Source organism: Acinetobacter sp. BWR-L5 (assembly GCF_039655985.1).
Classification (GTDB): domain Bacteria; phylum Pseudomonadota; class Gammaproteobacteria; order Pseudomonadales; family Moraxellaceae; genus Acinetobacter; species Acinetobacter johnsonii.
The window spans coordinates 287,973-307,043 of sequence record NZ_JAGFEV010000005.1 but is presented as its reverse complement, the minus strand read 5'-3'; the positions used below and the strand labels follow the sequence as shown (position 1 = coordinate 307,043).

The window sequence follows — 19,071 nt, the reverse complement described above, 5'->3', positions numbered from 1 at the left end:
ATTTGTTATGATTTGTAATCATGCTAAAGCAGTTGTGGATATTGTGAATGTCATGAAAAAAATTCTAATCCCTATTTTTGTGGCTGCTGTTTGTTTGCTTGGGTTTGTTGTTTTTCAGGATACAGAAACGAAAAAACAGCAACAGTTGAATCAACTCATGAACAGTACTGAGCCTAAAGTGCAAAAGTTGAGTCCTCTCTCAAAGGCAAACGTCGTGCCTGAAAAAGTCAATAGCTCGTTTCAAAGTGATGCTGAAGCAATAATCGATCAGGTCTCCATTAAAGTAATTTGAAGCTTAAGATAGAATAAAATCATGTATAAATGACTTATCGTGTTGAATTTTAATTAAAAATAAATTTAAAACAATTAAAAATCAGTGTGTTATAATTCGCGCCAAGATATATTGAATTTTAGACTTTGAGTCTAAAATGACGTTTTTGTTGAAAGCTGCATACGGTTTATGCGGCTTTTTTGTTTAGGTATATATGGTTCGACCCTACGTTTGAATCATTCATGGCTAAATAAACTTTTCCTGAATTGAGGAAATTTGGCATATTCATTGCTTTAACTTCCAGAAATTTAATCAGATTTTCATCGTACTGAGTGTCGAAATTTTTTGGCAGTTATACAGTTTTAAAAGTTTATTTACAGGGGCTAGGTCATGATGACTCCTAATCCATCTTCAGAAAATATGCTCGAGCGTATGTTCAAACTGAGTGAAAATAAAACTAGTTTTCGTACAGAGCTTCTTGCAGGTGTAACCACATTCTTAACCATGTGTTACATCATTATTGTGAATCCAATGATTTTATCCGAAACGGGGATGGATCATGGTGCTGTCTTTGTAGCGACTTGTCTTGCAGCCGCAATTGGCTGTTTGGTTATGGGTATTGTTGCAAATTATCCAATTGCATTAGCACCGGGTATGGGCTTAAACGCTTACTTTACCTATTCGGTGTGTATGGGTATGGGTGTGCCTTGGCAGACTGCTTTAGCTGCAGTGTTTGTATCAGGTTTGGTGTTCATTGCGATCAGTATGTTTAAGATCCGTGAAGCCATTGTGAATGCAATCCCAATGTCGCTTAAGCTTGCGATTGGCGGCGGAATTGGTTTATTCCTTGCGCTGATTGCTTTAAAAAATGCAGGCGTTATTGTGGACAATCCAGCGACTTTGGTTGGATTGGGCGACTTAAAGCAACCGACGGTTCTTTTGGCTTTATTTGGCTTCTTGATGGTGGTTGTACTGCATCACTTTAAAGTGCGTGGTGCCATTATTATCAGCATCTTGGCTTTAACTGCAATTTCAACAGCAATGGGCTTAAGCGAGTTCAAAGGTGTTGTTGGTGAGATTCCATCAATTGCTCCAACATTCATGCAAATGGACTTTGAAGGTCTATTTACGGCAAGCTTAGTTGGTGTCATCTTTGTATTTTTCTTGGTCGATTTATTTGACTCAACAGGTACATTGGTTGGCGTGTCACACCGTGCAGGCTTACTGAAAGATGGCAAACTTCCACGTTTGAAAAAAGCATTATTTGCAGACTCAACCGCAATTGTTGCAGGTGCAGCATTAGGTACATCTTCGACGACACCATATATTGAGTCGTCTGCGGGTGTTGCTGCTGGTGGCCGTACAGGTTTAACCGCAGTTGTGGTCGGTGTGTTATTTATCTTATGTTTGTTTTTAGCACCTTTAGCTCAATCTGTACCCGGTTTTGCAACAGCTCCAGCATTGTTATTTGTTGGCGTGTTAATGATTCAGGGAATTACCCATATTGATTGGGATGATATTACTGAAGCCGTTCCTGCGTTCTTAACCATTGTATTTATGCCATTTACCTATTCAATTGCAGATGGTATTGCGATGGGCTTTATTAGCTATGCATTGGTTAAATTGTTCACCGGTAAAGCGGCGACTGTACCGTACATGGTGTGGATTGTGGCTGTGCTTTGGGCGTTAAAATTCGCATTGTTTGGCGGCTAATTCATCAAATAGTGATAAGGGTGTAAACTCAGTTTACGCCCTTTTTTATTTTTAAAGAGGAAAAGATATGAGTCAATTGGAGCTCATTCGTGCTTTACCAAAAGCTGAATTACATGTGCATATTGAAGGGACATTTGAGCCAGAACTCATGTTTGCAATCGCACAGCGTAATCAAATAGACATTCCTTATAAGTCGGTTGAAGAAGTAAAACAGGCTTATAATTTTCACAATTTGCAATCGTTTTTAGACATCTATTATGCAGGCGCAAATGTACTGATTCATGAGCAAGACTTTTATGACTTGGCTTGGGCGTATTTTGAAAAATGTGCCGAAGACCGTGTAGTACATACAGAAATGTTCTTTGACCCACAAACGCATACTGACCGCGGTATTGCTTTTGAAACAGTGATTAATGGTCTGCAACGCGCATGTGATGATGCCAAGGCAAAATTTGGCATTAGTTCGCATTTGATTATGTGTTTCTTGCGTCATTTAAGTGAAGAAGCAGCCTTTGAAACTTTAGCACAGGCATTGCCTTATAAAGATCAAATCATTGGTGTGGGCTTGGACTCAAGCGAAGTTGGGCATCCTCCTTCAAAGTTTGAACGTGTCTTTGCTAAAGCGCGTGAAGCAGGCTTTTTAGTGGTTGCGCATGCAGGTGAAGAAGGCCCAGCAGAATATGTCTGGGAAGCTTTAGACTTGCTTAAAGTGAATCGTATTGACCACGGTGTGCGTTCTGAAGAAGATCCTGTATTAATGCAGCGTTTGATTGCAGAGAAAATGCCGCTGACAGTTTGTCCGCTCAGTAACTTAAAGTTATGTGTCGTTGACGATATGGCACAGCACAATATCCGCCGTTTGTTGCAACAAGGTGTGCAAGTGACGGTAAATTCAGATGATCCATCGTACTTTGGTGGTTATATGAATGATAACTTTATTGCTATTACAGATGCGTTAGACTTAACAGCAGCTGAGCTAAAACAATTGGCGTTAAACTCTTTTGAAGCGTCGTTTATTTCGGCAGAAGAGAAGCAAAAATGGGCGGCTGAAATTGCAGCCATTGCTTAATCTGATGTCCTTTTAAAGACAGAGTTCGCTCTGTCTTTTTTATGTGAGGTCGATATGAAAAAAATCATTGCATTGCTTGTGGTTATTTTTGTGCTCTTTGCAGTTTATTTGCTCAAAACGGATACTGGGTTAACGCAAAAACTACTAAAGCCAGTGGTGGTGTATCAGTGCGGTGTAGAGCTTGAAGCGACAAGGCTGTGGAAAGTCAGTACAGCATTGCTTGGTGAAGAGAAAAAGAATCAGCTTCAAACGCAAATCTGTGGTTGCGTGGGTGAAAATGCGTTAAAGGATATTCCAGCAACAACTTTGTTGCGCGCAGTGGTTGATGAACAAGTCAAAAAACAGGTGGTACAACAGGGTGTGTTGAATACGCTGAAAGGATGTGTGGTGGATGAAGTCCTAAAAGCAACAGATTGATGCTTTTAGGCTAATTCAACTTGGTCTTACTTTGCTTGTTTGGTCATGCTATTTAACACATTATCTTTATCAATAAAGTGGTGTTTCAGTGCTGCTGCAATATGACCCACTAACAGCAATCCTGAAGCCCATGAAATCCAGATATGTAAAGGTTTTACGATCGCAAGTAATTCAGGGTTATCTTGTACTAAACGGGGAATTTCAAAAAGGTACAATACCGGCGCAGGGTGCCCAGCACTCCAGCTAAATAAACAGCCAGTGATTGGCAAAGCCAACAAAATGAAATATAAAGCCAAATGACCGAGGTGTGCCATTTTTTGCATTAACGGTGACATGCTGTCTGGAAGTTTGGGTGCAGGGTGGGTATAACGCCAAAAGATACGAATCACCACCAGAAAGATAATCGTGGTTGCAATGTTCTTATGTAAGGTAATGACATCCCCTTTAAAGCTACCGTCAGCATCATAGCTGAGGAAGTTTCCGCTATAAAAACCAATCAGCCAAGCAGCAATAAAGATAATTGCCATGAGCCAATGCAGAATTTGAGCAGTACGCGTGTAATGGGTATTTGCCGAGTTCATTAGATTCACATCCATTTTTATGTTGCGCTATTTTATAGAACTATAGATAGGTCAAAAATGTAGTAGATGCAACATAGCGTTGATATTCTGCAACGCTGCACAGACCAATGGTGCATGACTGATTTAAAACTGTGCAATAAGCGAAAGATATTAAAATGGCATGGAAATAGTGTTTCCGTAAACAGTAAAGTTTCGGCAAAATACGCGCACTTTAACTGTTATAAATGGATAACTCCGTGAAAAAAATGATTGCAGTGCTTGCTCCTTTGGCTTTGATCCTTTCGGCTTGTACAACGACTGATATGGCAACGACCAATACGACGACCACCACGCAACAACTAGGTACAGCAGCGCTTAAAATTGCCATTAATGCAAAATGTACGACTGAGTTGAATAATCTACCAGCATGGAAAACAGCAACCAAATTTATGACGGCTGACCAAAAAACCGAAATTCAAACCGAAATTTGTGGTTGTGTCAGTGAGAAAGCCCCACAAAATATTACGGCTGTCGACGTGGCAACAGCGGCTATTGACCCTGCGGCGCGTACAACTATTATTAGCAATGCAGTAACCAAAACCATCAATGCATGTGTAGCTGAAGCGATGAATTAAGTTCTAATACATCAAAGCAGCGGGGGGGCATGCCTCGCTTCTTTGCAGTTTTTTTGTACTTTTTGGCATTTATCTTTTATATTAATCTGAATAACAACAATTGAAACCTTATTTCTTTTACAACAAAGGGTGTGTCTGTATGAAAAATGATAAGTTAATACTTTCTTTGCTTGGATCGCTTATGCTTTCTGCCTGTGCGTCGAATCCTTTGTCTGGCTCAGATGATGATGGAATCTCGGCCATTAAAATGGCGTCACATGCAAAGTGTATGGATGAAATCGAAACTAATCCGACATGGATTGTGGGCAGTAAACTGTTATCTGAAGACCAAAGGCAGAAGAAAAAACGTGAAGTTTGCAATTGTGTAGGGGATAATTCGCCGAAGGTGTTATCTAAAGAGCAGTTGGCTTTGGCTGCTATTGATCCCAAAGCAAAGGCAACCTATAGCGCTTTAGCGGCAACAAAAACAACAGCCACATGCGCCTCTGAAATGCTAAACTAAGCCGAATAAATTGTTAAGTTTTTTAAAATGGCTGTTGATCAGCCATTTTTTATGAGAGTAGAAAATGCAAATTGCAGGTGCAGATGAGGCAGGGCGCGGCCCTTTGGTAGGTTCAGTAGTCGCTGCTGCGGTAATTTTAGACCCGAATAACCCGATACAAGGGTTGAATGATTCCAAAAAATTGACTGAAAAAAAACGTGAAAAACTTTTTGTCGAAATTCAGGAAAAAGCATTGGCTTGGGCGATTGCTGAGGCAAGTGCTGCTGAAATTGATGAGATCAATATTCTACAAGCATCTTTACTTGCGATGCGCCGCGCGGTTGAACAGCTTACAATACAGCCCGAACATGTCTTGGTTGATGGTAATAAAATTCCACAAGGCTTAAGCATGAGCTGTGAGGCAATTGTGGGTGGTGATGCCTTGCATGCTGAAATCTCAGCAGCGAGTATTTTGGCCAAAGTGACACGTGACCATCAAATGATTGAGATGGATCGAAAATATCCTCAGTTTGGTTTTGCCAAACACAAAGGTTATCCAACCAAAGCGCATTTTGAGGCGATTGCTGAACATGGGGTTATTGACGAGCATCGTCGCAGTTTTGGGCCTGTAAAGAAAGTGATCGAGGCGCTTGAGCAAAAAGAGACTGTATAAAAATTTAAAGCGGCCAATCGGGCCGCTTTATATCTGAATGTTTCAATCTTAACGATTGAAATTATTCTGCTGTGCACCTTCATCTTCAAATGCAGGCTGGTAGTCCTGATCAAGATGTTGAAGATGTTCATGCATTGCACGTTCATGCTGAATGCGTTGATAAATCTCTTCACGATGTACAGATACTTCTTTGGGAGCATTGACACCAATACGAACTTGGTTGCCTTTGACACCAAGTACAGTAACACTTACTTGATCCCCAATCATTAATGTTTCACCGACGCGTCGGGTCAAAATCAGCATGTTTATCTCCTTGCAAAACGCTAAACCTGCAGTTGTACTAAAGTAAAATACATAATTTTTTGTATTTAAAAAAATTTAAACAAATGTTTAATACAACCGCATGACACTTGAATTTTTAGATATCTAGTGACATTAGGTATAACATTCATCTAAATTTAAGAAAGCCTCGGGCTTAATATAACAGAGCCACTATAGAAAAAACTATAGTGGCTCCTGATTTTTGTAGTCTTTTGCAAAAACTGTCAGACAATGACAAGTTTTTCGCAAGATTGCTTAAGCACGTGCGCTTGATTCACCATGTTCACGGTCTAAACCGAAAGCAGTGTGTAGAGAACGTACAGCAAGTTCTAGGTAGTTTTCTTCAATAATCACAGAAATTTTGATTTCTGAAGTTGAGATCATCAAAATGTTGATGCCTTCATCAGCCAAGGCAGTAAACATTTTACTTGCAACACCTGCATGTGAGCGCATACCAACACCTACGATTGAGACTTTAACAATGTCATCACGTGTAGCAACTTCGCGCGCACCAATGGCTTGAGCGGTTTCTTGAAGAATTTTTGTTGCTTTTGCAAGTTCGCCACGGTTTACCGTGAAAGTGAAGTCAGTTGTACCATCTTCTTCAACATTTTGGATGATCATATCCACTTCAATGTTGGCATTACCAATTGGCGATAAAATTTTAGATGCAATGCCTGGTTCATCAGGAACACCTAGAATCGTAAGTTTAGCTTCGTCACGGTTAAATGCGATACCAGAGATAATTGGTTGTTCCATGTTGTCTTCCGCCTCAGTGGTGATTAGTGTTCCGACGTTCTTTTTAAATTCTTCGTCGAATGCGCCATCATCGTCATTATCAAAACTTGATAATACGCGTAAAGGCACTTGGTATTTTCCTGCAAATTCAACTGAACGAATTTGTAGAACTTTTGAACCAAGTGATGCCATTTCCAGCATTTCTTCAAATGAAATACGGTCTACTTTTTTCGCTTTTGGTGCAACACGTGGGTCAGTCGTATAAACGCCATCTACATCTGTATAGATTTGGCATTCATCTGCTTTTAATGCCGCAGCAAGTGCTACACCCGAAGTATCTGAACCGCCACGGCCGAGCGTGGTGGTGTTACCATCGGCATCAAAGCCTTGGAAACCAGCAACCACAATCACACGACCAGCATCTAAATGCGCAGTCATGGTATCGGTATCAATCGACTCGATACGTGCTTTGGTAAACGCATTGTCCGTTTTGATCCCGACTTGGCGACCCGTAAGTGACTTAGCTTCAACGCCAATAGAATTGAGCGCCATTGCTAACATTGAAATCGTTACCTGTTCACCCGTAGAAACCATTTGGTCTAATTCTCGTGGGTCAGGGGTTTCGGTAATGGCTTTCGCTAAAGCAAGTAGACGATTGGTTTCGCCACTCATTGCTGATACAACCACTACAACCTTGTGGCCGTGGTCATGCCAACGCTTTACACGACGAGCAACATTTAAAATGCGCTCTGGAGTACCCATAGAGGTACCGCCATATTTTTGAACGATTAATGCCATAGTTGTTCCATATAAACCATGACCCTGAATGCATCATTCAGGGTCAGTTACACAAAAGGTGAAGTTTTATTTCGCTTCAAGCCAAGCAGTTAAATCTGCCATCACTGTTGCAAACTTCTCGTTTAGTGGCGCGCCACCTTGTGCTAAGTCAGGTTTGCCACCACCTTTACCACCAAGCTCAGTTGCTAGATGTTTGATGATGTCACCTGCTTTAATAGAAGCAGTAAAGTCTTTTGCTACAGAAGCGATCAGGCTAACTTTGTCACCTTCAACACCAGCAAGTACGATGACTGCATTTTCTAATTTTGATTTCACACCGTCATGTAGGTTGCGAAGTGATTTCGCATCCATGTTTTGAACAGTCGTGATTAGCGTTTGACGACCCGCAAGCGTTTGAACTTGGCTAAGCAGTTCAGTAGCTTGGAAGCTGGCAAGTTTTTGATTAAGTTGCTCAATCTGTTTTTGCAAGCTTGATGCTGTGTCGACTAAGGCTTCCACTTTTTCTAAAGTTTGGTCTTTTTGAGCTTTCAATAAACCATTGATGGTATTGATATCACGGTCAGCTTTTTGAGTAACTTCAATGGCTTTGGTACCTGTTACCGCTTCAATACGACGTACACCCGCAGCTACACCACCTTCAGAAGTGATTTTAAACAAGCCAATGTCGCCTGTGCGTTTAACATGAATACCACCGCATAGCTCGATTGAGAAGTTTTTCTCTTCAATGATTGAACCCATTGAAAGTACACGAACTTCATCACCATATTTTTCACCGAACAACATCATCGCACCTTTTGCTTTCGCAGATTCGATGTCGAGAAGTTCAGTGCTTACTGCTGTATTTGCAATCACTTCAGCATTCACTAAGCGTTCAATTTCTTGAAGTTGTTCAAATGAAACGGGCTGATCGTTGGCAAAGTCAAAACGTAAGATATCTGACGCAACCAATGAGCCCTTTTGTTGCACGTGTTCGCCTAAAATTTGACGTAGTGCAGCATGCAAAAGGTGAGTTGCAGAGTGGTTACGTGCAGTTGCCGCACGGATATCTGCTTTGACTGTTGCTTCAATATTTTGAGCAAGCTTAATGCTACCTACAGTCACGATACCTTGGTGTACAAAAGCGCCGCCCGATTTCTTGGTGTCTTGGACTTCAAAAATACCTGTGTCATTTTTGAAAATACCTGTGTCACCAATTTGACCACCACTTTCTGCATAGAATGGGGTTTGGTTTAGTACGATGAGGGCTTCGTCACCTTCAACCACTTCATCAACTTGTTCGCCATCTTTATAAATTGCGATAATTTGACCTTCGCCAACCGTTGCGTCGTAACCGTCAAACTGAGTTTCACCTTCAACTTTAACAACAGAGTTGTAGTCAATCGCGAATTTACCTGCATCGCGTGCACGTTGACGTTGAGCTGCCATTTCAACTTCAAAGCCTGCTTCATCAATGGTTAAATCACGTTCACGAGCGATGTCAGCCGTTAAGTCAGTAGGGAAGCCGTAAGTATCATAAAGTTTAAACACCACTTCACCGGGAATCACTGAACCTTTCAGTTGAGCCAACTCACCCTCAAGCAATTTCAAACCTTGCTCTAAGGTTTTAGCAAATTGCTCTTCTTCTTTCAGCAATTGCGCTTCGATACGAGCTTTCTGTGCTTCAAGTTCTGGGTAAGCTTGACCCATCACTTCAATTAAAGGTTGCAACATTTTATGGAAGAATGAGCCTGTTGCACCGAGCTTGTTACCATGACGAACTGCGCGACGGATAATACGGCGTAGTACATAACCACGACCTTCATTTGATGGGTTTACACCATCAGCAATCAGGAATGAACATGAACGTGCGTGATCCGCAACCACTTTAAGTGACGCAGGATATTGAACTGGTGTACCTTTTTCGCGAGCTTCTGCTTCAAGTGCAGCGGTATCTAAACCAATAATTTCAGCGGCTGCTTTGAGTAAGTGTTGGAACAGGTCAATTTCGTAGTTTGAGTTAACGTGTTGTAAAACAGCAGAAATACGCTCTAAGCCCATACCTGTATCAACAGAAGGCGCCGGAAGAGGGTGTAATACGCCATCCGCAGTACGGTTAAACTGCATGAATACGTTGTTCCAAATTTCAATGAAACGGTCGCCATCTTCTTCAGGTGTGCCTGGTAAGCCACCCCAAATATGGTCGCCATGGTCAAAGAAGATTTCAGAACATGGGCCACAAGGACCTGTATCGCCCATTGCCCAGAAGTTATCTGATGCGTATTGGCCACCTTTGTTGTCGCCAATACGGATAATACGTGATGCATCTAAACCAATTTCTTTGTTCCAGATGTCAAATGCTTCGTCGTCAGTGTGGTAAACCGTTGCATAGAGTTTGTCTTTAGGCAGTGCTAACCAAGCTTCACCAGTGAGGAAATCCCATGCAAATTTGATTGCATCACGTTTGAAGTAGTCGCCAAATGAGAAGTTACCTAACATTTCAAAGAAGGTATGGTGACGTGCGGTATAACCGACATTGTCTAAGTCGTTGTGTTTACCACCTGCGCGGACACACTTTTGTGAAGACACTGCACGGACATAATCACGTTTTTCTAGGCCTAAGAAACAATCTTTAAATTGGTTCATACCCGCGTTGGTAAACAACAAAGTAGGGTCGTTGGCGGGAACTAGAGAACTCGACGCGACACGTGTATGCCCTTGCGATTCAAAGTAGCTTAAAAAAGCTTCGCGAATTTCAGCTGATGTCATAAAACGAGTACTCACAACCAAGTCACTCCATAATTTCGATTTGGCTAATAGTAGCTGAAGAAAGTCTTATTCTAAATACGCTGACTTCAGATACTGGCTTAAAAATTTTAAAACGCCAAATTATAACGGAAAAAGGATGTTGCACCAATCACTTTAAGGCGAATTGATGACATTTCTATGTATTCGATAGTTCTAAGATTTTGCTTGTTATTGTTGGATATTTATATCATTTCGTGGAAATGAGTTGATTGGTCCGAGGTGGTTAGGTAGATCAATTTATGACTTAAGGGTTCATATTCATCATCTTCGCTGATGGATGATAGAAAAAGAAAGCTTAACCAAATCTGTATAAATCCATTAATATAGGCCAGCTTTATCTTTCATCATTTTATAAATAAGGGCAAGTCATGCAACGAGTGGCGATAAATGGATTTGGTCGAATCGGACGTAATGTACTACGCGCTTGGTTTGAAAATCCAAAGAACTTTCAGTTTGAAATCGTCGCGGTAAATGATGTAGCAGATGTAGAAACCTTATTGCATTTATTTAAATATGACACCACGCATGGGCGCTTTCCGGGAAAAGTCGATTTAAGTTATGAAAATGAAAGAATTTATTTACATCTTTCTAAAGATCAAGCGCAGCTCAAAGTTGAAGTCTTGCGTCAGGCAAACCCGCAGGATTTACCTTGGTCAAGCCTCCATGTAGACGTGGTTCTAGAGTGCACAGGTTTATTTCGCTCGCGTGAAGCAGCAACAGGGCATATCAGCGCAGGTGCAAAGCGGGTCATTATTGGCGCGGCACCTTTTGACTCGGTTGATGCCGCCATTGTGTATGGGGTGAATCACCATGAGGTTAAAGTCAGTGACCAAATCATTTCCAGTGTGTCATGTACAACACAGGCCTTAGTGCCTTTGGTTAAAATCATTGATGATGCTTTTGGAATTGATACTGCACTCATGACCGAAATTCATGCAGTGACTGCCGATCAGTCTGTATTAGATCATGCGCATCGTGATTTAAGACGTGCTCGTGCTTCAGGTCAAAATATTATTCCCACCACATCGTCAGCCCTCGGTGCTTTAAAACAAGTCATGCCAAAAATGGCCGATCGTATTGATGGTTATTCCATCCGTGTGCCGACTATTAATGTAGCTGCAATTGATTTAACTTTTATTTCGCAAACACCGATTACCGACCATAAAATCAATGAAGTACTGATTCAGGCGGCGAAGTCGGACTACCGTGAAATTATGGATGTGACGGATGAACCTTTGGTATCTTCAGATTTTAATCATTCACCCTATTCACTTATTGTTGATTTAACGCAAACCATGGTGGTCGGGCATCAAGCCAAAGTCTTTGCGTGGTATGACAATGAATGGGGCTATGCAAACCGCTTATTAGATTTGTGTGAATCTTTTAGTACGTCAACCACATAAAGGGCTTTATTTTTAAGCATCTTTTACTCTGAAAACAAGATGATAGGCATAGACCGAATACTGACTTGTGGTTATCATGAATCTATAAACGAAAATAATGTAGAGCGGTGCTTATGTTGATCTTAATTTGGGGATTTATTTTGCTGTTGGCGGTTGCTGTCGTATTTTTAATTTGGTTTCAATTTAAAAATCAGGCAGATAAAACTGATCCAAGCGTAGAGCAGAATCAACTGCAAGAAAAAGTACATCATCTTGAAGAAAACTTAAAAAAGACCTTGGAAATTATGCAAGATCTTGCAAAAAAGATGCATGTGCAACAGGAAGTGATCGAACAGACCACGTCTAAGTTGCAAAAAGTTGAGTTACAAAACGCTGAATTGGTGAATATTCTCGCTAAAGCCGTACAGCCTGAACGCTAAAAATTAAGTTTAGATGAGCACGGTACGTAATAATGCCGCGCTCAGCATACTAATCACAACGGTTGGTAAAAGTGAAAAGCGTGAAGCTGCAATCAATGTGATGGCAATGGCGAGTAGATCTGCGACATTGTCTTTGACAAAATAAGGTGCAATTACTGAAATAAGTACGCAGCCGGGAACAACTTCCAAAATCTTTCGTTGTTTGTTGCTTAAAGTTTTATTTTTCAGCAAAACATAGCCCAATATACGCGTCAGATAAGTGGTTGCTGCGACCAATAAAATCGCGATAAGTGTTGTACTGTGGATCATAGCTCATCCTCCTGAATAAATAAGAAGGCAGAGGCGATGCCACAGATTGCCCCAATAGGCACATACCAACCCGTCGGTAAATATAAATAAGCAATGGCCGCACTGATTAGACTGATAAGCCAAGGGCGTGCGGCGCTGAAGCCTTTCCACATACCACGTAGTAAAACCAAAAATACTGCAGCAAAGGCCATATCAAATCCATAACGGTGAACATCGCCTAGCAAAGGACCAAGAATGGCTCCTAAGCTGGTAAAACTGACCCACATCAAATACAGAGCAAAACAGATGCCTGCGTAGTAGGACATGCTAAAGGCCTGTTGTAGCCCAAATCTTTTCTTCTTTTCTGCATCGGCAAGCGCTGCGGCCCAACTTTCATCACACATGAAAAACAGGGCAGGGAAAACCTGTCGATTAGGCAAATGGCGTAAATAGGGCACGAGACTTGCACCCATGAGTAAGTGACGGCTATTGACTAAAAAAGTAATGAAAATTAAAACGAGAAAATTTGGTGGATTGGTCCAGACCTCCAGCACAGCAAACTCGGAACCGCCCGCAAAGTTTAGACCAGTAAATAATGGAACTTCTAAATGGCTAAAGCCTTTTTGAGTGGCTTGTGTTCCTAAGACCAAAGCAAAAGGAATAATGCCCAGCAGCATGGGGATAGATGTTTTAATACCGCGTTTAAACTCGACGTAATCTGTAGAGTCATTGAGTTCTTGAGTTGTATTTCTAAGGGAGAACATTTTAAATCGCCTATGCGTGCTAGGTTTTGGTGCAGTAGGTGAATAAGTGTAGGGTTTTTCCGAAGATATTTTTTGCTTTATTTAGCTTAATATAGAGCTTGTTTGGAATAATATGCTGTGAATGGCTAAATATGAGCTAAATTATGCTTTAGGGGTGGAATTTATGGATCAAACAGATAAGCGTATATTACAAGTACTACAAGTCGATGGGAAACTTCAAAATAATGAACTGGCTCAGCGCATTGGACTGTCTGCTTCACCGTGTTTAAGACGAGTAAGACAACTAGAAGAAGACGGGATTATTCGGGCTTATGTGGCTTTGGTAGATCCTGCTAAAGTGAATCTGCGATTGACCGTTTTTGCACGCATTTGGCTAAAGAGTCAGGATCCGCAAACGGTGAACCAATTTGTTGAATCGATTCGTGAAGTTCCTGAAGTGGTCGAGTGTCATTTAATGGCAGGGGATTGTGATTTCTTTTTACGTATTGTGGTTGCAGACTTAGACGCCTATCGACAGTTTCAAATCCATCGTCTAAATAAAATCCCCAATATACAAAGTATTAAAACAGAAATTCCATTACAAAATATCAAACAAACCACAGAATTGCCGATTTGGTAACTCAAAAGTTGATAGCGAAATTGCCCGTGAATGTGACAGCATGACTCAAAGTGATAGGACTTGTACTCTAGTCATGCTACTTAGGATATTATGACTCTTCGTTTAAAAAGCCTTCTTTAATTTCTTTAGGCAGATCTGCGTGCCACCATGCATAAATACTGGCTTTAATTTCTTCATCTTCTTCAGGATCATTTAAAGGTTCATCATCTTCACGAACCAGTTCATCACCTTCAAATTTGAACCAAAACTCCCAAGGATCATCATCACCGCAACCCCATGCTTGCGCATGGATGTCTGGAAGCAAGGCTTTCAGGAAGAATAAAATAGCTTCCATGAACTCATCACCTGATGAACCATGGACAAAGTGTGCGATGGAATAACCCGCGAGGGAGTATAGCGATTCAGGACCTAAGTCAAACTCGATATTATCGACGGTATTTAAAATATCTTCGGCCAGTTCAGCACCATGTTCTGGATTGATGTCACAGACTAAAGCCGTAAATTGACTCGCATCGCCGCGATGTTCTTGAAATAATCGGTCTAACTTTGACATGATTTGAGCATCTGCATGCCTGTAATATAAGTTGCTATGCATTTCCATCGAATTTTCCCCAAGTAAAAAATATGTGATTAAAAGTGTTATCTGTATAACGCCGTTGTATTTATTGTTGCTGTTAAATTGAGCTGAAGTATAAAAGAATGTGCCTTTTGTGCAAGCACAGGTATAATTGGAAATAAAATATAAAACAAAGTCTTATATGAATTTTTCCAATCTGTGCAGAGCACTAGGATGAGTTAATATTATTTATTCTGATACTTGGGTATTGTCTAAAGCCATGTTTTGAATGGCTCGCTCAAAATCGGTAAGAATGTATAAAGTTGTTAACGATGACATCAAAACGATAAATTAAATTTTCCGAAATTGTCTAATGCACAGCACATTGTATCGTGATAGACTAAGAGAAATCGGGTGTGCCCCGATTTTTTTATGCGGATTCGTTCCGCGCAGACAAGATTTTAGGTTTACAACATGCCCATTTCAGAGACATGGTTATTACCTGATGGTGTAGCTGATGTACTACCAGAACAGGCGCAAGTGATTGAAACTTTGCGTCGTCAAGCATTAGATTTCCTCGCAACTCGAGGTTATCAGTTGGTGTACACGCCATTCATTGAATACATCGAATCGTTATCTTCTCTTTCAGAATCGAATCAAGATTTAGACTTAGCCACTTTTAAAGTGATTGATCAGCTTTCTGGTCGTTTGCTTGGTGTGCGTGCCGATATGACACCACAAGTGGCTCGTATTGATGCGCATGTACATCCAGTTGAAGGCGTTGCTCGTTATTGCTATGCAGGAACAGTCCTACATACCAAACCACAGGGCTTTAATACCACGCGTACACCTTTGCAGTTAGGTGCTGAGCTATTCGGTTCAGACAGCATCGATGCCGATGTTGAACTGATCGATGTGATGATCAGCCTGCTTGAAAAAACAGGTTTTGCAGACGGCATCCATTTGGATTTAGGCCATGTGGGCTTATTCCGTAGTATGGTGAAGGTTGCAGGTTTAAACAAAGCGACTGAACGCCAACTCTCTGATTTATACCAACGTAAAGCTCTGCCAGAATTGGCTGAATTTACCCAAGATTTAAACTTTGGTGCTGACTTTTATACTTTAGGTCGTTATGCAAGTGACTTAGATGCCTTGCAAACGCATTTAAGTTTAGATGTCATTGCCGATGCAGAATTTAAGCACGCTTTTGATGCATTAAAAACTACACAATCTGAGATTCAAGCACGTTGGCCAAATCTTCAGATGGGTATTGATGTGGTTGAGCTACGTTCGTATCACTACCATACGGGCTTAATGTATGCCGTTTATGCACCAAACCGTGCTGCGCCATTGGCACAAGGTGGACGTTATGACGGAATTGGTGAGCACTTTGGGCGTGCACGTCCAGCAACAGGCTTTAGTTGTGACTTATATGCACTTAGTGCAGGTCGTTTTCAGCAAAACAGTCTTGTGGTTGCACCCAAAGGTACTCAAACAGATTTGATCCAAGCGATTGAACACACGCGTGCTCAAGGCATGAGCGTGATTCAACTTTTGGGGCAGGATGATTTAACTACACTTCCATATGCAACGCACCAGTTGGTGAATGTTGCAGGTCAATGGACTGTAGAACAGATTTAATCACTTCTTCAGGTAAGCTAAAACCTGAGAAGTTCTTCAATTTTAACAGCATGATGCAATGAGGCTATTATGGGCAATAATGTTGTGGTACTCGGTACCCAATGGGGCGACGAAGGTAAAGGTAAAATCGTCGACCTGCTCACAGATCAAGCGGCTGCGGTCGTTCGTTATCAAGGCGGACATAACGCAGGTCATACACTTGTCGTTGGTGGTAAGAAAACTGTATTACACCTCATTCCATCTGGTATTTTACGTGAAAACGTACTGTGCTTAATTGGTAATGGTGTGGTGCTTTCTCCTGAAGCGCTCATCAAAGAGATGGACATTCTTGAAAAAGAAGGCGTGCCAGTTAAAGAACGTCTACGTATTTCTCCGAACTGTCCACTGATTTTGCCAAACCATATTGCACTTGACCAAGCGCGTGAAATCAAGCGCGGTAATGCGAAAATTGGTACCACTGGTCGTGGTATTGGTCCTGCGTATGAAGACAAAGTTGCACGCCGTGCAATTCGTGTTGCAGACTTGGTTCGTGGTGGCGAGCATCTTAAAGCTCAGTTAACTGAACTTCTTGAGTACCATAACTTCCAATTAACGCAATTCTACGGCGTAGAAGCAGTTAAATTAGAAGATGTACTTGCGCTGTGTGATCAATGGCGTGAAGTGGTTGCACCACTTGTGATTGATGTCACTACTGAGCTGCATAATTACCGTAAAAACGGTGATAACATCATGTTTGAAGGTGCTCAAGGTTCTCTTCTAGATGTTGACCATGGTACATATCCGTATGTAACGTCTTCAAACACGACTGCTGGTGGCGTAAGCTCAGGTTCTGGTTTGGGTCCATTACATCTTGACTATGTATTGGGTATTACCAAAGCATACACAACACGTGTAGGTGCAGGTCCGTTCCCAACTGAGTTGGTTTATGACGCTGCAAATGACGTAGGTGATCCGATTGGTAAGCACTTAGGGACTGTAGGTTCTGAATTTGGCGCCTCTACGGGTCGTCAACGTCGTTGTGGTTGGTTCGATGCTGAAATCCTTCGTCGTTCTGTAGACGTAAACTCACTTTCAGGTATTTGCTTAACTAAACTTGACGTTCTTGATGGTTTAGAAGAAGTGAAAATCTGCGTAGGTTACGAAGCGGCAGATTCTGGTTGTGTTGGTTCTTCTGATGCGCTTGCATTTGAAACTTTAAAACCAATTTACGAAACGATGCCGGGTTGGTCTGAGTCTACCTTTGGTGCGAAATCAATGGATCAATTGCCACAAGCAGCGATCAACTATGTAAAACGCATTGAACAATTAATCGAATGCCCAATCGATATCATTTCTACAGGTCCAGACCGTGAAGAAACGATTGTTTTACGTCATCCATTTGACGCTTAAACGATAAAGCATTGAGTAAAAAACCCTGTCTCGTACAGGTTTTTTTATTTGTGCGATCCATCTGTACATGAGCGTTACAGATATTGATTTAAGCTGCTGAGCTGGAATGATTTTCCCGACTAAAGTTGCATGAATAAGCACGACATAGTGTATAAGTGCTTGTTAGAATAAAATGCACAATAAACAGATGAGCAGGCAGGATGCAAAAGAATATCGCGGGAACTATTTTTTACTCACTACTTTTTGCTATGGGTGGTGCGCCAACAATCGCGATGATGATTATTCAAGGGCAAACCACCGATCCAGACGTGATTTATAGTGCGCTCATTGGATTGTCTGTGATTATTGCTTGTATCTTGGTGCCGATCATTCTGCTCCAAAATGCATTTCTGTTTGCAAAGCGTAAAAGTGCGACCCTTGAGGAAAAAATTGAACCTTTAAGCCACCTGTATTTGGGTTTAAATATCCTGTGTTTGGTTTATTGGCTTTTAATTCAGTTTATGTAACTAGGTTTAAGGTGGCGTGTAGATATTGCTCTAGCACGGAAATTTGGCTTATTGTGCTTAATTGTGAAGATGTTTTTACATAATTGCTATGATAAAACGCGGTGATGATATTTAACACTTTAAATCTATTCAATATAATTCAGCACATTATGTAAAATGCTTTGAGATGGATGGAGTTAAGCAATAATGAAAAATAAAATATTAATGAGTTTGTGTGCTGCGAGTGTGGTTACCATTTCAGGTTGTGCAACTTTTGCGGAAGTGGCAGGTGCAGACACTGCAACATTAAATGCAGCAGCAACCCAAGGCTTCAACAAAACAGTGAATGAAGCGCGAAGCACAAAGACCTTAGATACCTCATCTACGACCTATAAGCGTATTTATGGTGTATTCAATCGCTTGAAGCCATATGCCGATCAAATGAACCAAACTGGAACGAAATTTGACTGGCAGTTGGCGGTACTTAAGTCAAATCAGGTCAACGCCTATGTTGCACCTGGTGGTAAGGTGGTGTTCTACACAGGTATTGTAGATAAATTGAACCTAACTGATGCTGAAATTGCAGCGGTGATGGGACATGAGATGGTGCATGCTTTAGAAGAGCACTCGAAGAGTAAAGTGGGTGCACAGGCATTAACGGATTTGGCCTTGGGAATTGGTCTAAGTGCAGCAGGTGTGGGTCAAACAGGTTCAGCAGCAGCGCAGCTAGGTAGTCAAATTGGTATTGGTTTGCCTTACTCACGTAGCTTAGAAAGTCGTGCGGACCAAGGTGGTCTAATGTTGATGGCTAAAGCAGGCTATAATCCTCAAGCCGCAATTAGTCTGTGGGAAAAAATGAATAAGCTTGATGGAGCAGGCGGTTCTTCATTCCTGTCGACACACCCATCAAATAGTCAACGTATTGAAGCAATGCGTAAGAATTTAGCTGCTGCTCAAGCGGTTTATAATCAAAGACGTTAATTTGTTTTTGAGTAAAAAAGGACGCCATGGCGTCCTTTTTTATTGTCAGTTGATGATTTTGAAAAT

The 19,071-nt window shown here is 41.3% G+C and carries 21 protein-coding genes; 14 read left to right on the top strand and 7 right to left on the bottom strand.

Annotated elements, in window-relative coordinates; genetic code table 11:
• Positions 1–52: 52 nt before the first annotated feature.
• The 4 genes from JZ787_RS11340 to JZ787_RS11325 all read left to right on the top strand — a co-directional run bounded on the left by JZ787_RS11340 (position 53) and on the right by JZ787_RS11325 (position 3,470).
• The gene (locus JZ787_RS11340; RefSeq protein WP_228256428.1) at positions 53–292 is read left to right on the top strand and encodes a hypothetical protein; all 240 of its coding nucleotides are present in this window, start codon (positions 53–55) and stop codon (positions 290–292) included.
• 369 nt (positions 293–661) lie between these two features.
• The gene (locus tag JZ787_RS11335; protein WP_279735749.1) at positions 662–1,984 is read left to right on the top strand and encodes an NCS2 family permease; all 1,323 of its coding nucleotides are present in this window, start codon (positions 662–664) and stop codon (positions 1,982–1,984) included.
• A 67-nt stretch (positions 1,985–2,051) separates the two neighbouring features.
• On the top strand, positions 2,052–3,053 hold the full coding sequence (locus tag JZ787_RS11330; protein WP_168158945.1) for an adenosine deaminase: 1,002 nt from the start codon (positions 2,052–2,054) through the stop codon (positions 3,051–3,053).
• A 54-nt stretch (positions 3,054–3,107) separates the two neighbouring features.
• On the top strand, positions 3,108–3,470 hold the full coding sequence (locus JZ787_RS11325; protein WP_005400570.1) for a hypothetical protein: 363 nt from the start codon (positions 3,108–3,110) through the stop codon (positions 3,468–3,470).
• A 26-nt stretch (positions 3,471–3,496) separates the two neighbouring features.
• Here the strand turns inward: JZ787_RS11325 and JZ787_RS11320 are convergent, their stop codons facing one another.
• Positions 3,497–4,066: a cytochrome b gene (locus JZ787_RS11320; protein WP_234964561.1), complete on the bottom strand. Its 570-nt coding sequence runs from the start codon at positions 4,064–4,066 to the stop codon at positions 3,497–3,499.
• A 221-nt stretch (positions 4,067–4,287) separates the two neighbouring features.
• Here JZ787_RS11320 and JZ787_RS11315 point away from each other — a divergent pair, with 221 nt between their 5' ends.
• From JZ787_RS11315 to rnhB, 3 genes are all read left to right on the top strand, one after another.
• Positions 4,288–4,665: a hypothetical protein gene (locus JZ787_RS11315; RefSeq protein WP_346312322.1), complete on the top strand. Its 378-nt coding sequence runs from the start codon at positions 4,288–4,290 to the stop codon at positions 4,663–4,665.
• 139 nt (positions 4,666–4,804) lie between these two features.
• Positions 4,805–5,167 (top strand): hypothetical protein, encoded by a 363-nt coding sequence (locus JZ787_RS11310; RefSeq protein ID WP_168158943.1) that lies wholly within the window; start codon positions 4,805–4,807, stop codon positions 5,165–5,167.
• Between the two features lie 64 nt (positions 5,168–5,231).
• Positions 5,232–5,819, top strand: coding sequence for a ribonuclease HII (rnhB, locus tag JZ787_RS11305; RefSeq protein ID WP_087526558.1), 588 nt, complete (start codon positions 5,232–5,234; stop codon positions 5,817–5,819).
• A gap of 48 nt (positions 5,820–5,867) precedes the next feature.
• Here the strand turns inward: rnhB and csrA are convergent, their stop codons facing one another.
• The 3 genes from csrA to alaS form a co-directional block, all read right to left on the bottom strand.
• Positions 5,868–6,122 carry a carbon storage regulator CsrA gene (csrA, locus tag JZ787_RS11300; RefSeq protein WP_004982340.1) on the bottom strand — a complete coding sequence of 85 codons (255 nt, stop codon included), beginning with the start codon at positions 6,120–6,122 and terminating at the stop codon, positions 5,868–5,870.
• 273 nt (positions 6,123–6,395) lie between these two features.
• On the bottom strand, positions 6,396–7,676 hold the full coding sequence (locus JZ787_RS11295) for an aspartate kinase (protein WP_005400573.1): 1,281 nt from the start codon (positions 7,674–7,676) through the stop codon (positions 6,396–6,398).
• Between the two features lie 66 nt (positions 7,677–7,742).
• Positions 7,743–10,436, bottom strand: coding sequence for an alanine--tRNA ligase (alaS, locus tag JZ787_RS11290; RefSeq protein WP_346312321.1), 2,694 nt, complete (start codon positions 10,434–10,436; stop codon positions 7,743–7,745).
• A gap of 392 nt (positions 10,437–10,828) precedes the next feature.
• Here alaS and gap point away from each other — a divergent pair, with 392 nt between their 5' ends.
• Positions 10,829–11,863 carry a type I glyceraldehyde-3-phosphate dehydrogenase gene (gene gap / locus JZ787_RS11285; protein ID WP_346312320.1) on the top strand — a complete coding sequence of 345 codons (1,035 nt, stop codon included), beginning with the start codon at positions 10,829–10,831 and terminating at the stop codon, positions 11,861–11,863.
• 113 nt (positions 11,864–11,976) lie between these two features.
• Entirely contained in the window at positions 11,977–12,282 is a 306-nt protein-coding gene (locus tag JZ787_RS11280) for a hypothetical protein (protein WP_004696167.1), read from the top strand.
• Between the two features lie 9 nt (positions 12,283–12,291).
• Here the strand turns inward: JZ787_RS11280 and JZ787_RS11275 are convergent, their stop codons facing one another.
• The gene (locus tag JZ787_RS11275) at positions 12,292–12,591 is read right to left on the bottom strand and encodes an AzlD family protein (protein WP_005400577.1); all 300 of its coding nucleotides are present in this window, start codon (positions 12,589–12,591) and stop codon (positions 12,292–12,294) included.
• Positions 12,588–13,334 (bottom strand): AzlC family ABC transporter permease, encoded by a 747-nt coding sequence (locus JZ787_RS11270; protein ID WP_062033748.1) that lies wholly within the window; start codon positions 13,332–13,334, stop codon positions 12,588–12,590. Before JZ787_RS11270 ends, JZ787_RS11275 begins: the two co-directional genes overlap by 4 nt.
• Positions 13,335–13,497: 163 nt before the next feature.
• Between JZ787_RS11270 and JZ787_RS11265 the strand changes: the two genes are divergently transcribed.
• Positions 13,498–13,953, top strand: a complete 456-nt coding sequence (locus JZ787_RS11265) for an Lrp/AsnC family transcriptional regulator (RefSeq protein ID WP_062033751.1) — start codon at positions 13,498–13,500, stop codon at positions 13,951–13,953.
• A gap of 88 nt (positions 13,954–14,041) precedes the next feature.
• Here the strand turns inward: JZ787_RS11265 and JZ787_RS11260 are convergent, their stop codons facing one another.
• Positions 14,042–14,554 carry a hypothetical protein gene (locus tag JZ787_RS11260; RefSeq protein ID WP_114836828.1) on the bottom strand — a complete coding sequence of 171 codons (513 nt, stop codon included), beginning with the start codon at positions 14,552–14,554 and terminating at the stop codon, positions 14,042–14,044.
• A 429-nt stretch (positions 14,555–14,983) separates the two neighbouring features.
• Here JZ787_RS11260 and JZ787_RS11255 point away from each other — a divergent pair, with 429 nt between their 5' ends.
• The 4 genes from JZ787_RS11255 (at position 14,984) to JZ787_RS11240 (ending at position 19,005) form a co-directional block, all read left to right on the top strand.
• Positions 14,984–16,150 (top strand): ATP phosphoribosyltransferase regulatory subunit, encoded by a 1,167-nt coding sequence (locus tag JZ787_RS11255; RefSeq protein ID WP_184118305.1) that lies wholly within the window; start codon positions 14,984–14,986, stop codon positions 16,148–16,150.
• Between the two features lie 69 nt (positions 16,151–16,219).
• A complete protein-coding gene (locus JZ787_RS11250) occupies positions 16,220–17,539 on the top strand; it encodes an adenylosuccinate synthase (RefSeq protein ID WP_346312319.1) in 1,320 nt (439 codons plus the stop codon).
• 200 nt (positions 17,540–17,739) lie between these two features.
• Positions 17,740–18,045, top strand: a complete 306-nt coding sequence (locus JZ787_RS11245) for a hypothetical protein (protein ID WP_004696180.1) — start codon at positions 17,740–17,742, stop codon at positions 18,043–18,045.
• Positions 18,046–18,231: 186 nt separating this feature from the next.
• Positions 18,232–19,005 (top strand): M48 family metallopeptidase, encoded by a 774-nt coding sequence (locus tag JZ787_RS11240; RefSeq protein ID WP_004982314.1) that lies wholly within the window; start codon positions 18,232–18,234, stop codon positions 19,003–19,005.
• The last annotated feature ends 66 nt before the right edge of the window (positions 19,006–19,071 follow it).